The sequence below is a fragment of the Mesorhizobium sp. GW821-FHT07A06 genome (assembly GCF_059419085.1).
In genome coordinates, this window is sequence record NZ_JBWKRC010000003.1 from 376,819 (window position 1) to 391,339 (window position 14,521).

At 62.1% G+C, this 14,521-nt stretch carries 15 protein-coding genes and 1 tRNA gene; 6 read left to right on the forward strand and 10 right to left on the reverse strand.

Annotation, left to right across the window (positions count from 1 at the left end; translation table 11 throughout):
- Positions 1 to 33 precede the first annotated feature (33 nt).
- The 5 genes from AC07SZ_RS12270 to AC07SZ_RS12290 form a co-directional block, all read right to left on the reverse strand.
- Positions 34 to 849, reverse strand: coding sequence for an ABC transporter permease (locus AC07SZ_RS12270; RefSeq protein ID WP_056573688.1), 816 nt, complete (start codon positions 847 to 849; stop codon positions 34 to 36).
- Between the two features lie 11 nt (positions 850 to 860).
- On the reverse strand, positions 861 to 1,658 hold the full coding sequence (locus AC07SZ_RS12275) for an ABC transporter ATP-binding protein (protein WP_056573684.1): 798 nt from the start codon (positions 1,656 to 1,658) through the stop codon (positions 861 to 863).
- A gap of 96 nt (positions 1,659 to 1,754) precedes the next feature.
- A complete protein-coding gene (locus tag AC07SZ_RS12280) occupies positions 1,755 to 2,804 on the reverse strand; it encodes an alpha/beta fold hydrolase (protein ID WP_172371404.1) in 1,050 nt (349 codons plus the stop codon).
- A 10-nt stretch (positions 2,805 to 2,814) separates the two neighbouring features.
- Positions 2,815 to 3,327: a GlcG/HbpS family heme-binding protein gene (locus AC07SZ_RS12285; RefSeq protein WP_081294970.1), complete on the reverse strand. Its 513-nt coding sequence runs from the start codon at positions 3,325 to 3,327 to the stop codon at positions 2,815 to 2,817.
- 239 nt (positions 3,328 to 3,566) lie between these two features.
- On the reverse strand, positions 3,567 to 4,502 hold the full coding sequence (locus tag AC07SZ_RS12290; RefSeq protein ID WP_155772478.1) for a helix-turn-helix transcriptional regulator: 936 nt from the start codon (positions 4,500 to 4,502) through the stop codon (positions 3,567 to 3,569).
- 106 nt (positions 4,503 to 4,608) lie between these two features.
- On the opposite strand from AC07SZ_RS12290, the gene AC07SZ_RS12295 reads away from it, so the two are divergent.
- Positions 4,609 to 4,995 (forward strand): hypothetical protein, encoded by a 387-nt coding sequence (locus tag AC07SZ_RS12295; RefSeq protein WP_494914421.1) that lies wholly within the window; start codon positions 4,609 to 4,611, stop codon positions 4,993 to 4,995.
- A gap of 5 nt (positions 4,996 to 5,000) precedes the next feature.
- Here AC07SZ_RS12295 and AC07SZ_RS12300 read toward each other — a convergent pair whose 3' ends face one another.
- From AC07SZ_RS12300 to AC07SZ_RS12310, 3 genes are all read right to left on the reverse strand, one after another.
- Positions 5,001 to 5,531, reverse strand: coding sequence for a dihydrofolate reductase family protein (locus AC07SZ_RS12300; RefSeq protein ID WP_056573668.1), 531 nt, complete (start codon positions 5,529 to 5,531; stop codon positions 5,001 to 5,003).
- A 370-nt stretch (positions 5,532 to 5,901) separates the two neighbouring features.
- Positions 5,902 to 6,168 (reverse strand): hypothetical protein, encoded by a 267-nt coding sequence (locus tag AC07SZ_RS12305; protein ID WP_494914423.1) that lies wholly within the window; start codon positions 6,166 to 6,168, stop codon positions 5,902 to 5,904.
- A 50-nt stretch (positions 6,169 to 6,218) separates the two neighbouring features.
- Entirely contained in the window at positions 6,219 to 7,124 is a 906-nt protein-coding gene (locus AC07SZ_RS12310) for a LysR substrate-binding domain-containing protein (protein WP_056573663.1), read from the reverse strand.
- A 108-nt stretch (positions 7,125 to 7,232) separates the two neighbouring features.
- Between AC07SZ_RS12310 and AC07SZ_RS12315 the strand changes: the two genes are divergently transcribed.
- Positions 7,233 to 8,630 (forward strand): FAD-binding oxidoreductase, encoded by a 1,398-nt coding sequence (locus AC07SZ_RS12315; protein WP_494914425.1) that lies wholly within the window; start codon positions 7,233 to 7,235, stop codon positions 8,628 to 8,630.
- Between the two features lie 427 nt (positions 8,631 to 9,057).
- Here AC07SZ_RS12315 and AC07SZ_RS12320 read toward each other — a convergent pair.
- Positions 9,058 to 9,134: transfer RNA gene (locus AC07SZ_RS12320), tRNA-Arg, on the reverse strand.
- 378 nt (positions 9,135 to 9,512) lie between these two features.
- Positions 9,513 to 11,000, reverse strand: a complete 1,488-nt coding sequence (locus AC07SZ_RS12325) for an ATP-binding protein (protein WP_494914426.1) — start codon at positions 10,998 to 11,000, stop codon at positions 9,513 to 9,515.
- Between the two features lie 280 nt (positions 11,001 to 11,280).
- Between AC07SZ_RS12325 and rpmH the strand changes: the two genes are divergently transcribed.
- From rpmH to AC07SZ_RS12345, 4 genes are all read left to right on the forward strand, one after another.
- Positions 11,281 to 11,415 carry a 50S ribosomal protein L34 gene (gene rpmH, locus AC07SZ_RS12330; protein WP_008833937.1) on the forward strand — a complete coding sequence of 45 codons (135 nt, stop codon included), beginning with the start codon at positions 11,281 to 11,283 and terminating at the stop codon, positions 11,413 to 11,415.
- A 14-nt stretch (positions 11,416 to 11,429) separates the two neighbouring features.
- Complete coding sequence (rnpA, locus tag AC07SZ_RS12335) at positions 11,430 to 11,783, forward strand: ribonuclease P protein component (protein WP_056573647.1); 354 nt, start codon at positions 11,430 to 11,432, stop codon at positions 11,781 to 11,783.
- 14 nt (positions 11,784 to 11,797) lie between these two features.
- Positions 11,798 to 13,609 carry a membrane protein insertase YidC gene (gene yidC / locus AC07SZ_RS12340; RefSeq protein WP_494914428.1) on the forward strand — a complete coding sequence of 604 codons (1,812 nt, stop codon included), beginning with the start codon at positions 11,798 to 11,800 and terminating at the stop codon, positions 13,607 to 13,609.
- 191 nt (positions 13,610 to 13,800) lie between these two features.
- Positions 13,801 to 14,361: a fasciclin domain-containing protein gene (locus tag AC07SZ_RS12345; protein WP_056573642.1), complete on the forward strand. Its 561-nt coding sequence runs from the start codon at positions 13,801 to 13,803 to the stop codon at positions 14,359 to 14,361.
- The last annotated feature ends 160 nt before the right edge of the window (positions 14,362 to 14,521 follow it).

Here is a 14,521-nt window from a genome sequence, read left to right on the forward strand (position 1 = left end):
GCACAGGTCGAACGCGGCGTTTCGCCCTCTCGGTCAGCTTTCCCAGCCGGCCAGTCTCTTTCCGAGCCAGAAAAAGAACGCGTAGATCGTGATCCCGGTGACTGCGAGGATCAGGATGCACGCGAAGAACTCCGGCATCCGAAGCGTTGAGGAATAGGTCGTCAGGCGGCTGCCGAGTCCGAATCCACCGCCCGACATCTCGGCGCCGACGGCGGTGATCATGCCGAAGATAGCCCCGATCATCAGGCCGACGATCACCATCGGCATGGCCATCGGAATGCGTATCTTGCTGAAGATCTGCAGTGTCGAGGCGCCGCAAGACCGCACAAGCGCGATCTTCATAGCGTCGACACGCCGGAAGCCTGTGGCGGCGTTGATCATCACCATCGGACCGGACGCCAGCCCGACGGCGATGATCCTCGGGGTGAACCCAAAGCCGAAGTTCAGGATCAAGAGCGGCACCAGCGCCAGCATCGGCGTGGTCACCAGCAACAGTATGTAAGGCGTGATTACCTTTTCCACGAAGGGGAACTGCGTGATGACCGCCGCGAGCACCAATCCGATCGACGCGCCGATGGCATAGCCAGTCACGAGCTCGATCAGCGTGTAGGAATAGTGTTCCGCGATCGTCGGCATTTCGGCCGAGGCGAACACGCTGGCGATGGCTGATGGGGTGGGCAGGATGAATTGCGGGACCTCAAACAGACGCAGCAGCAGTTCGCTTCCGCCGATGACGAGTAAAGCCACGGCGACGATCGCGGCAACTTCCTTGGCCCCCTGGCCACCGAGCCCGCTGGCAACTCCGGTTGCGCCGACGATGCCGGCACCGGTCTGGGTCGTTATGCTCATGATGGACCTCCTCATCCCGCGATGGCGGCCGCAGGCTTCGCCGACGGCTGGTGCTTGATGTCGTGCTTGATCATGTTGACGAGTTCGAAGAACTCGCGCGTCTCCATGAGGTCGAGCGACCTTGGCCGCGGAAACGGGATATCGACCATTCGCGCGATCTGGCCCGGGCGCGCGCTCATGATGTAGACCTTGTCGGCCAGGAACACCGCCTCGGCGATGGAGTGGGTGATCAGGATCACCGTCTTGCGGGATTCCAGCCAGATCTCCTCGACCAGCTTGTTCATCTCATCGCGCGTGAAGGCGTCGAGGGCTCCGAACGGTTCGTCCATCAGGAGCACCGTCGGATCGCTCGCCAGTGCGCGCACGATGGACGCACGCTGCTGCATGCCGCCGGACAATTCGCGGGGCATCTTGTCGCCGAAGCCGCCGAGGCCGACACGCTCAAGGAACGTATCGATCCGCGCGGCATCCGGGCGTTGCCTCCGGATTTCGAACGGCAGCTCGATATTCTGGCGAATGGTCCGCCAGGGCAGGAGGTTCGCTTCCTGAAACATCATGCCGATGCTGGGATGCGGGCGCGTAATCCATGCCTCGCCGAGTGCGATCGCGCCCGAGGTCAGCTTGTGAAGCCCGGCGATTGACCAGAGCAGCGTGGTCTTGCCGCAACCGGATGGCCCAACAACCGAGATGAATTCGCCCGGCCGCACCGTCAGATCGACGTCCTTGAGGGCGTGAACGTCGCCCGACTGAGTCATATAGGTTTTGGTGGCGCCTCTGACGTTCAGCACCTTGTCTTTAGTAGGTTGCATCTTCTGGCGCGTCCTCCGGCGCGGTCATCGGGGCGTGCCCCTCCGTTCCCCCGAGCGATGGCGCTCAGGGGCGGTCAAACTCGGTTTGCAGTGTCGTCAGGCGGCGAGCAGCTCGTTCAGATGGCGGTCCACCTGTTCCATGTATCCCGGCTCGAACCCGTTCAGGCCCATGTGACCCTCGGGCGACTGGATCACCCGGAACAGCGCGCCCGGTACAAGGCGACAGTCGGCCTCGCATTCGTGCGGCGGGAAGAAGCCGTCATGACTGATGGGCATGACCATCGTCCTTGCCTCGACCCGAGCCAGCGCCGCGGCAAGATCACCTCCCGCGTGTCGAGACACATCCGCCCGCTGCCACTTGTGCATCTCACACAATAGGACATTGGGGTCCATCGGCTCGAAATAGGCCTTCATCACGCCATTGATGAAATCATCCAGCGACGACATGCCGACCACGCTGCGCCACCGCTCCTCTTGGTAGAACTGCGTGGACCAGCCGAGTGTCGCCACGATCCGCGCCATTCGGTCCATACCCTCGCGCACGACAAGGCCCGAGGCATACCAGCCGCTGTTCCAGCGCGGGTCGGACGTGATCGCCTCCTTCAGCGTTTCGACAAAGACCTGCTGATGCAGCGAAATGCGAGCGGTTGCGGCGATCGGCGCCGCCCGTTCAACCATCCGCGGATGAACGACCGCCCATTCATAGACCTGCTGTCCGCCCATCGACCCGCCGACCACGAGCGCCAGCCGTTCGATGCCGAACAGGTCTGTCAGCATACGATGCTGCGCGCGGACATCGTCGCCGATGCAGAGCTTCGGGAACTTCGCCATCGCCTGTGGTGGGGGCGTGTTCTGCGGCGAAGACGAGACGCCGCTGCCGAGTTGATCCACGATGACGATGAAGTACCGGTTCGGATCAAGCGCATGGTCCGGACCAACATAAACGTCCTGCATTACCTTGCCGGTTCCGGAGAACCAGGTGGTCACCAGGACGGCATTGGACTTCTCAGCGTTCAGTGTTCCGAAGGTGCGGTAGGCCAGCTTTGCGCCGCGTAGCGTTTCTCCGCTTTCAAGGATCAGGTTGCCGAGATCGTGAAGCTTGTAGTCGCCCTGCGTTTCGGGACCATAGAACGGATTGTCGACCATCGCGCCGCTCTCAGTTCAGGCTTTTCGAAACGGCATCGACGGCCGCCTGCGCGCAGCCTTCGTCCTCATCCTCGCTGGCGCCACTGACGCCGATCCCGCCGATGACGTCACCGGCCACGGTCTTGATTGGAAGACCGCCGGCAAAGGCCACGAGGCCGGGAACAAAGGCCGCACCTGGCAAGCCAGCGTCCACGCCGTCGCGCTTCACGCCGAACGATAGATCGGCCATCGCCCGGGTGGGGGCTGCGTAGAGGGAGGAGGTGATCGCCTTGTTCTGAGCGATGTCGGTGCAGGCCTTGCAGGCCCCATCCTGTCGCGCGGCGGCAATCAGCCGCCCGCCGTCGTCGACCACGACGACGTTGACCTTGGGATAGCCGGCGGCGGCCTGAGCGGCGAAGCAGGCCGCGATCATCCTTTCGGCGGCATCATAGGTAAGTATGGATTTGCTGCCGAGACCCTCGGCCACGCCGAGCGTCGGCAAGCAAGCCATTAGCGCTGCTGCCGCAAGCAATCGTTTGGTCATCGCGTCTCCTCCCTCGGCAAATCACCCGTGAGAGGTGATTCAGCGTTGCACGATCATGTGCCTTACGGATTTACCAAAGGACGTCGGGCGCCATCTATCGCGAAGGTTCGCGATGCGAACTGGGATCGATGAGGGATCGCGTTATCGATCCAACAATCTGAGAATGCGGGGCATTCCTATTGAGGGCGTTTTCCGCCGCTTGCGGACGCGAATGCCTACAACGCGACACCGACCGTTCTTCAGGCCAAGGGGAAGTCAGACCTTGCGAGCAAGCTGACCAGGGCGGATGTGCTGGAGACACCGGTTTTCCGCCGTATACTCCTGAGCTGATGATCGATCGTGGAGAAAGACCTGCGGCGAATTCTGGCTATTTCCTTGTAGCTCAGGCCCTTTGCGACCAGTCTGGCGATCTCGATCTCGGATAGTGTCAGCGTTGCCAGCGACGCTGTGCCCGTAAGGCGCGCTGACAAGGCCAAATGATAGCTCCGCCGTACCTCGTCCCCATTCCCGGTCGTCGTGTCGTGATCGGCGATCTCCTTGGCAACGGAGATGATCGGGTTGAGGACATCGACCACCGTGTGTTCGAAGCAATCGTGGAGACCGGATTCCCAAGGAACAAGGTGCTCGGTCCAGTCAGCGCAAATCAGGCCGTAGCTGCCGCGTCCGGTCCGAAGCGCCCAAGCGAACTTTGATTTCGTCCTCGCCCCCGACATCCTTTGTCGTAGTCGCATCGTGATGCGACTGTCCTGCTTGATATCGGCAAAGATCAATGGGTGCGGCTCCAGCCACATGGCCTGCATCGCAGGATCGCGATTATCGACAGCCCCGCCACCGCCGAAAGAGGGAACGTCGTAGTCCGCGTCCTTCGCTTCCGCGAAGCCGGGGAAATAATCCCTAGCCTCACGCAATCCAAAACCGGTGTCAACGCGCTGACATCCAAGCTCGGCTCGCAGCCAGTTTGTGGCAATGAACCAGCAGCCTGGAAGGTCATCAAGATGAAGGAGCATGTGGGCGGCTAGATCGCGCGCCTGTGCGCGTCGGATTACACCGCGATCAAGGAGTCGGTTACGCAGCCGCTGCTGCGCGGCGAAGACACCTCCGCGGAAATCCTCCGCAAAGGCTGCCGCTTCCCACGCTTCCTGGCTTCGACTTTCCGACACCCTTTTCCCTTCCAACTTCCATCTCGCCGGCCTGCGTCGACGAAATTGATGGCAGATGGGCAACCTCCATCGACTCTATGCCGACCTTCTTCTGAGTCAAATCCCGATTAGCCAGTAAAGGATGGCCGGTAGCCAGCCGCTTAGCCCGAACAGGAGCGTCCGTGCGCATGGGGCGCGACGCGATCGCGGTTCTAGCCTGCCGAGCCAGACGGGCCGCGATCATTCGGGTGATGTCGTCCTGAATGGCGAAAATGTTGTCGAGTTCGCGGTCGTAGTGCTCGCCCCAGATAAGGACCGCCGAGGACGCGTCGATCAGCTGCACAGTCACCTGACTCGGTTGCCGGTCTTTCGCACTCTGCCTTCGACGATGTATTTAACGCCAAGCTTTTCCGCCACCCCGGTCACGTTCATTGGCCTTGCCGCGGAACTGGAAGGAGAAGTTCCGCGCAATGACCAGAAGGCCCCTGAACTTGCCAAGCCCGGCGATGATGTCTTCGGTTATCCCTAGCGCAATCAAGCTGGAACGTAGGTCAGCCGGATCACGTCCTCGCAGATCCGATCGTGAGTCAGAAGGCGGAGCGGCGGTCGGGGGCCGGCGAAATATGGCTTGCCGTGACCAAGCACGACGGGGTGCAGGTAGATTCGATATTCATCGATCAGGCCAAGCTCTGTGAGGCTTTGCGCCAAGGTCGGACCAGCAACCTCGATCTCCCCGTCGCTCCCGGCCTTCAGATCGCGGATAGCACTTTCGAGATCATCCTCGATCAGCCTGGCCTTGGGGCCGACCGACTTCAGCGAGCGCGAAACGACCCATTTGGGCTGGTTCCGCCACGCCGCCGCGAAGGCCTGTCGCTCCGCATCCCATTCAGGATGATCGTCGTCCCAGTAACGCATGATCTCATACATTTGGCGACCATACACGCTGCCCGCCTGCTTCTGAGCCTCCTCGATGAAGTGGCGGAAGAGCGTGGGGGGTGGCGCAAATCCCGTATGGTCGACGTAGCCGTCCAGGGACTGGTTCATTCCGAACACGAGCTTTGCCACACATTCCCCTTCCTCGCACGGCACATCCGCGCGCTGCTGGTTGCGTTATGCAATCAGTCTAGATTGCCTGACGCTGTCTGGCAATTGGTTTTTGCAGAGCGCATGAACGTCTCATGATCCAGCGTCCTGACCGATCGGACTCTCGCGGGCGCCGGTCGCGCGGGTCAGGTTCGGTCGTTTGTCGGTCATGGACGGAATCCTGGCAGGAGGTGCTGCCGGCGCGTGGATGCGGCGAGGCAGCCCGTTGATGTCGACCGTGTGAGCGGATTAGCCGTGCCAGTGCGAGCAGCGAACGGGTGGCAAGGCAGCTCAATCGCGGGCTGACATCTCCCTGCAATCGCAGGCGGTCTCCACGCAACCTGACGGCCGGTTAGACGCAGATCGCCGCCTTCGACACGGCGATAGACACGACCAGCCCCGCCGGCTGCCAGTCGCGCTCGATTGCAGCCCCCAATGCGCTTGCCAGCCCCCGTTCGAGCCGGCTGCCGAACCCGGCGGCTGCGCCGAGCGAAGGCTGAGGGCGCCCAGTCTCGCGCCAGGCCAGGCGCGTCTCACCGCCGTCTGTCGTGACGTCAACGTCGATCCGGCCGGGCGCCACCGCCATCGCCAAGCCGGTAGGTCGCGTGATGGCTTCCAATCGAAATAGATCTCGAAGCGGTGTTTACATCGTGCCGGAGAGATCTCCGCTCAAATAACGGATCTCATCCAGGCCGAGAACGACTCGATCGCCGCCGCCCGCGCACCGTGAGGCATCGAGACGACGTAGAAGCCATATCCCGGCAGGGATAACGGATGTGCCTTGACGAGGACTCCGTTCTCCAATTCCTGGCTGACGACGATATCGCTGCAGATCGCAATACCCTGGCCAGCGACGACCGCGTCGATGGCATGAATCTCCTCGCGAAAGCTCAGATCCCATGCCTTGTCCATTTTCAGATCGGGATCAATCGAACGCGCCATTGCCAGCCATCGCCGCCAGGTCGGAGCGTCCGGATCGCGGCTCATCCAATCGAAATGGATCAGCGGAAAGCGCAGCAGATCGGCAACGCGCTGAACCGGCCGCGCCTCGCGCATCAATAGACCCGGACTGCAAACAGGAAAGAACGCATCACGACAGACCTCCCGCGCGGCGAAATCCAAAGGCGGCTGACGTGCATAGCGGATCGCCACGTCCGCGGCGCCGGCACGCAGATCGAGCACCGCGTCCGTCCCTATTATCTCCAAGGGCACGCCCGGATTTGCTTCTCGCCACTTCGGCAGACGCGGAACAAGCCATCGACTTGCGAAGGCGCTCGGGCTTGTAACCCGCAGAGGCCCATGGATATCGGGCTCGGAGAGCGCGGCGATCGCGCCGGCAAGAACATCGAAGCCATTGCGCAGAGCCGGAAACAAGCTTGCCCCCGCGCTCGTCAGCGTGAGAGGTCGCGGCCGTCGCTGAAACAACAGTCGACCGCACTGCTCCTCCAACAAGCGGATTTGGTGGCTGATAGCGGTCGGTGTCACACCAAGTTCCGCGGCGGCGGTCTTGAAACTACCATGCCGCGCGGCCGCCTCGAAGGCGTGCAGCGAGCGCAGCGGCGGTAGCTTCCTCATTCTACCAGTCTAGATGAATTTCTCTCATCGACCAGCTGAAATCTTCGATTTTGCGGCAGATCGCACTCCCATGAGACCATTGTCCGGCAAGAACGGAGGCTTACTCCAATGGACCAGAAGCGGCTGACGGACTCTGTCTCGGGCAAATCCCGTCCCGCCATGTCGGCGCTCGATTGGCTTCGACACAAATTGAGCGGCGAGTTGGTCCTGCCGGGAGGCCGCACATATGACGAGGCCCGCAAGGTCTGGAACGGGGCGATCGACAAACGACCAGCCGCGATCGTCTATTGCGCCAACGCCGACGACGTCATCCAGACGGTGACATTCGCCAGGACAACGAACAATCCCGTGGCCGTTCGAAGTGGCGGGCACAACGTTGCCGGGCTCTCGGTCTGCGACGACGGAATCGTCATCGACCTGTCTCGCATGAAGGCAATCGAGGTTGACCCGGTGCGCCGCGTCGTGCGGGCCGAGGCGGGCCTTAGCCTTGGCGAGTTCGATGCGGCGACGCAGGCCCACGGCCTGGCAACGACGATGGGCGTCAATGGCGATACCGGCATTGCCGGGCTGACACTGGGCGGCGGCTTCGGCAAGCTAGGCCGCAAATATGGCCTCACCTGCGACAATCTCATCGCCGCCGACGTGGTGACCGCCGATGGCCGTATGGTGCGCGCCAGCGCCTCGGAAAATCCCGACCTGTTCTGGGGGCTGAGGGGTGGAGGCGGCAATTTCGGCATCGTTACGGCGTTCGAATATCAGTTACACGCCGTCGGTCCTGGTCTGCTGGTCGGCTCGGTTCTTCACCGCTACGATCACGCTCGCGGCGCGATGAAATTCTATCACGAATTCTGCCGCAGAGCCCCCGATGAACTCAGCGTCGACGCCGCCCTCGTCTCCCTTCCGACAGGTGAACGAGCCTTCAGTATTTCGGCCTGCCATGCCGGCCGTCCGGAAGCCGGCGAGGACATCATCGCTCCGCTGATGAAGTTCGGCTCGCCCATCGACAGCAACCTCGCTATCCGTCCTTACCTTGAGATTCAGTCCGCCGGCGACAGTCTTTTCCCGCGCGGGCGGCGCTATTACTGGAAAGCGCAGTTCCTCGGCGAAATCAGCGACGGCGCGATCGACGCGCTCCTGGAAATCTTCCCCAAGGCCCCTTCGCCTTCCGCGCTGTTGGTGTTCCAGCAGGTTGGCGGCGCGATCGCCCGTGTCCCACCATCCGCCTCTCCCTATGCCAACCGCCACGCACAGTACGACTGCTTCCCGCTCGCAATCTGGGACGACCCGGCGGACGACGAGGCCAATATCCGTTGGGCTCGCGAGCTGTGGAGCGCCATCAGCCCCTATTCGACCGGCGGCGTCTACGCGAACAATCTCGGTGATGAAGGGGAGGATCGGGTCCGCGCGGCTTACGGCGAGAACCATGCGCGGCTCGTAGCGCTGAAGAACAAATACGATCCGAGCAATTTCTTCCGCCTGAACCAGAACATCCGGCCAACGGTATAATTCGCGGGTGGGGGAAGAGAATGCGCGGCCGTTGGACCATTCTCGCCGTCCTGTTTGTCGTTCGCGCCGTGGCTGTTCCGCCGTGTCGCCGCCAGCCAATTCCGGTCTGCGGTTTCGCCGACGTGAGGGCGAGCAACGATGCTGGAAGCCGTGCGCACCGGGCGATTCTCCGACGTCCTGTTTGCGTCCTGGTCAACCACAAGATCGTCCTGCCGGGCCATCCGGCTCGGAATCGCGATGCTTCCGGCCGGCTTGCCGCCGGTGCCTGCGCAACGTCGATCTTGTCGTGATCGACGGGCCGCCGCGGGCAGCCCGGATATTGAGGTGGCTATCGGCCTTCACCCAAAACCGGCTTAAATTCCAGAACCTAAGCCGGCACATCCCATCTCGAATGGCCAAAAAATACAACGATTTCAGTGTGATGAAATGGCGCGCCCGAAGAGATTCGAACTCCTGACCCCCAGATTCGTAGTCTGGTGCTCTATCCAGCTGAGCTACGGGCGCGCATCAGGCCATGTTTTCGACGGCCCCGCGATCCGATCCTGAGGACCGGCCACGAATGTGTGCAGTTCCCTAGCGACTGAATTTGGGAAAAGCAAGCCGATCCGGCAAAAGTTTTGTCGTGAGTGTGTCATCTGGCGATGACAGCCCCGCACCGGAGGCTTTGAAGCGGCCGACGAGCCGGTCTGATTTCAATCCGAACGGGAAAAGTCGCGGGGAAGGCCATCAAAAGCCTCAGGCCCGAAAGGCGAGCGCCTTAGAGCAATTCCAGGAAAAGTGTGAAACGGTTTTCCGTCCGGAGTTGCGTTAAAACAATGAGTTAGAGCAGTTCGCCGTTTCCGTGAAACGGTGAAATGCTCTAGGAAAGCACCACCACGGCCGTCACGCCGGACGGCGCAGGCTGCCGCGCGCCTGGTCGAGCCGCACCGGTTGGTCGGGGATGGTGACGGCGAAAGTGGTGCGCCCGCCAATCGATTCGACCAGTTCCACCGTGCCGCCATGGGCACGGATCAGTTCGTGCGCTATCGCCAGGCCAAGACCGGTGCCGCCGCTGCGCGCCGAGCCGCGGAACGCCGCGAACAGGTTCTCGCGCGCCTTCGGCGGCAGGCCGGGACCCGTATCGGTGACGGCGATGCGGCTGACACTGCCCATGCGTTCTGCCGAGACCGCGAGCCGCCGCACCAACGCGCTCTCAGTGTCCGCCGCCATCGCCTGCACGGAGTTGCGGCACAGATTGGTGAGCACCCGGAACAGCTGGTCGGAATCGGCATCCACCTCGAAAGCCGCCTCGACCGCGTTGATGAACTCGATGCCCTCCTCGATGTCGAGCAGGCCGTGCACGTCCTCCACCAGCTGGCGCAGCCGCACCCTGCGGCGCGAAGGCGGCGGCTCCTGCGTGCGGCCATAGTGAAGCACGCCTTCCGAATAGGAGACGGCCCGGTCGAGCGCGCGCAGCAGCTTCGGCGCGAAGGCTTGTACGGTCGGATCCCTGACCTGGCGCAGGCGGTCCGACATCAGCTGTGCCGAGGCCAGGATGTTGCGCATGTCGTGGTTGATCTTCGAGACCGCCAGGCCGAGGTCGGCAAGGTGCTTCTGCTCGGAGAGCATCTTTTGCAGCCGCTCCTGCATCTGCGACAGCTCGCGTTCGGCAACGCCGATCTCGTCGGCGCGGGCGGCGGGATGGATGATGCGCCCGGGATCGTCCGGGGCCTCGGAAAAGGACAGCATCGAGCGCGTCATGGTACGGATCGGCCCGATCATGATCAGGTCGATCGCGGCATAGACCAGCATGGCGGTGAACAGCGAGATCAGCAGCGAGACGAAGGCGACGTTGCGCGAATAGATGAGCATCGCCTTGCGTAGCGAGTAGTCCGGCATGATCAGCTCGAACTCCTTGTCGCTGTCGCCGACCGGTCCGAAGACGCGCAGCATCCGGTCGCCGCCGAAGAACAGCGTGTCGAGCGCGCCGGTCATGCCCTTGATCATGCCGACGCTGGCGAGGTCGATGTGCTCGTCGACCTGCGGCGGCATGTCCGCCACCACCAGAAGCCGCGAGACGCCGCCGTCGCGCACCGCGATCGCCTTGGCGCCGATCGCCATCAGCACGTCGTTCTGGGCCGTGCGCGACAATGAGGTGGACTCGCCCTGCACCAGCACGATCGACACGGCGGCGGCCGTGCTCAGCCGCTCCTTGAGCCAGCTCAGCCGGTAGCTGGCGATCCAGGGCAGGAAGATGAGCACTTCAGCCAAAAGCACGAAAACGATGGTCAACAGCAGCAGTTTCGTCGACAGGCCGCGTGACAGGGGCACCGTGCGGACGGGGGCTGGCGCCGTGCCGATCCCTTCCCCTGCTTGGCTGGCTTCGCTCATGCGACTCTGTCTTCACAATCACTTGATCGGCCAAGATTAGGCGATTACGCCTTTTTTGCCAATTTCATCCTTTGGTCCGAACATTAAATTACCGTCATGAAACCTGCGTCCACGTCGCGAAGACGCCGGATTGACTTCCAAAACCCTTCTTTCTATAAGCCCGCTCACGCTCGGGCCATTCGTCCCGGCGCGGTTTCGATCGCGCCAAAACAGGCCCGGCAAAGCTCCTGTTACAAAGTGACAGAATCAAGAAGGGCCGCACCCCGCGGTATTAAAACAAATGAAGCGTACCTACCAACCGTCCAAACTCGTCCGCAAACGCCGGCATGGTTTCCGTGCCCGCATGGCCACCAAGGGTGGTCGTGGCGTCGTCGCGGCTCGCCGCAACCGCGGCCGCAAGCGGCTCAGCGCCTAAGCGAGACGAGATCGTTGCCCGCAACCGGCAAGCCAGTGGGGCAAAATCCCAAGCGGCTTCTGAAACGCGCGGAATTCCTGGCCGTCCGTCGTGGTGAGAAGCGACGCGGACGGTTTTTCCTCGTCGAGGTCCTTGACCGCGGCGATGGCGGCGTGCCGCGTGTCGGCTACACCGTTACCAAGAAGGTCGGCAACGCTGTTGTGCGCAACCGCGTCAGGCGGCGGCTGAGAGAAGCCGTCCGCACCCATGCCGCAGATGACATGGCGCCCGGCAATGATTATGTCATCGTCGGGCGTGATGATGCGCTGCGCGCCCCCTTCGGCCAGTTGAAGGCCGAACTCTCCCGCCGACTTCGCGGAACACGATAGGCCAAGGGCTCTCGATGGAAAACAACCGGAACTTCTTCATCACCATCGCGCTGTCGGTGCTGATCCTGACTTTGTGGCAGGTTTTCTACATGAACCCGCGCGTCGAGCAGCAGCGCGAGGCCGCCAAGATCGAGCAGCAGCGGGCGGCGGAGCAGAAGAAGGCGGCGGAAGCGGCCAATCCGGGTGCTGCAACACCGGCACCTGCACCAGGCACCATTCCCAGCGCGCCAGGCGGTGATACCGTCACCGCGGCCAGCCGCGATCAGGCGCTTGCCGCATCGAAGCGCGTCAAGATCGACACGCCGAGCCTCGAGGGCTCGATCAACCTGACCGGCGCGCGGCTCGACGACCTCAAGCTCAAGCACTACACCGAGACCGTCGACAAGAATTCGCCCGAGATCGAACTGCTCAACCCGCAGGCGCTGCCCACCGGATATTTCGCCGAGATCGGCTTCGTCGGCAACGACAAGACCGGTCCTGTGCCCGGTGCGGAAACGGCGTGGAGTGTCGACGGCAATCCGACGCTGACCCCGTCGACGCCGGTGACGCTGACCTACACCAACGACAAGGGCCTGACCTTCAGGCGCACCTTCTCCGTGGACGGCGACTACATGTTCACGGTGTCGGACACGGTGCAGAATTCCGGCTCGAGCGCGGTTTCGCTGTTCAATTACGGCCGCGTCACCCGCTACGACAAGCCGGCCGTCGCCAGCACTTATGTGCTGCATGAGGGGCTGATCGGCGTGACCGGCACCGAAGGCCTGGCCGAATATAAATACGCCAAGATCGAGTCTGAAAAGCAGGTCACGCCGGGAAAGTCGACCGACGGCTGGCTCGGCATCACCGACAAATTCTGGGCCGTGACGCTGGTGCCGACCGAAAAGCAGCCTTTTCAGCCGCGCTATGCCTTTTTCGAGGATGGCCGCCACCGCTATCAGTCCGACTTCCTCACCGATGCGATCAATGTCGATGCCGGCCAGTCCGCGACCGTCGAGACCGAGATCTTCGCCGGCGCCAAGGAAGTCGCCAAGATCAACGCCTATGAGAAGGACCGGAACATTCGCCAGTTCAATCTGGTGATCGACTGGGGCTGGTTCTATTTCATCACCAAGCCGATGTTCTGGCTGATCGACACGCTCTACAAATTCTTCGGCAATTTCGGCCTGGCGATCCTCGCCACCACCGTCATCGTCAAGGCCATCTTCTTCCCGCTCGCCAACAAGTCCTACGCGTCGATGGCGAACATGAAGAAGGTGCAGCCCAAGATGCTGGAGATCCGCGAGAAATACGCGGACGACAAGATGAAGCAGCAGCAGGCGATGATGGAGCTGTACAAGACCGAGAAGATCAATCCGCTTGCCGGCTGCTGGCCGGTGGCGCTGCAGATTCCGGTCTTCTTCTCGCTCTACAAGGTGCTCTACATCACCATCGAGATGCGCCACGCGCCGTTCTTCGGCTGGATCCAGGATCTGGCGGCACCCGATCCGACGTCGCTGTTCAACCTGTTCGGCCTTATCCCGGTCACGCTGCCGCATATGCTGATGATTGGTGTCTGGCCGCTGATCATGGGCGTCACCATGTTCCTGCAGATGCGCATGAATCCGACGCCGCCGGATCCGACGCAGGCCGCGATCTTCACGTGGATGCCGATCATCTTCACATTCATGATGGCGGGTTTCCCGGCCGGCCTCGTCATCTACTGGGCCTGGAACAACACGCTCTCGATCCTCCAGCAGGGCGTGATCATGAAGCGCCAGGGCGCCAAGATCGAGCTGTGGGACAATCTGGTCGCACTCTTTCGAAAGAAACCGTCGCCGGCGGAGTAACCGCCCTTCTTCCGCGAAAAGCGGAATAGAAGCTCTCCCTCTGAAGCCCGGTTTGTCCGGGCTTTTTCTTTGGGAAGATATCCGTTCACGTTCCCGTGATCGACGAAACTGCGAGCGGTCGCGGGACGTGACTGCGTGTGCGTTTCCAAAGGCTATCAATTCCGATCAGCCCTCACCCGGAGGAAGACCACATGCGCTTGCCATCATTCAGAACCATCGCCATTTCGGCCCTTGTCGCCGGCGTGGCGATTGCCGCTCCTGCCTACGCCAAGAACCCGAATGTCGGCGGCGCGCCGATGTACACCACCAAGAACATCGTCGAGAATGCCGTCAATTCGAAGGACCACACGACGTTGGTGGCCGCCGTCAAGGCCGCCGGCCTGGTCGATACCTTGCAGGGCGCCGGACCGTTCACCGTCTTCGCGCCCACCAACGAAGCCTTCGCGGCATTGCCCAAGGGCACTGTCGATACGCTGCTGAAGCCTGAAAACAAGGGCCAGCTCACCAAGGTGCTGACCGCGCATGTGGTGGCCGGCAAGATTTCGGGCGCCGAGATGATGAAGAAGGCCAAGGCTATGGGCGGCAAATACGAGATGAAGACCGTCTCCGGCGACACGCTCACCGCCGAGGTCAAGAAGGGCAAGCTCTACATCATGGACGAGTCCGGCGGCATGGCGAAGGTGACCATCGCCGACGTCAACCAGTCCAACGGCGTCATCCATGTCGTCAACAAGGTGCTCTTGCCGAAGTAGCGGGTTCCGGCGAAAGGGGTATCGGCAGGTCGTTGGGGCTTTATCGGCCAGCCGTTCCCGCCTCGCGTCGAGGTGCCAGGTTTCTTGGGAAGTCGTATCGGCGAGGCCGGGGTCCTGTCGTCCCTCACAGGACCCCGGTTTCCTTTTGTGGGATATGTGC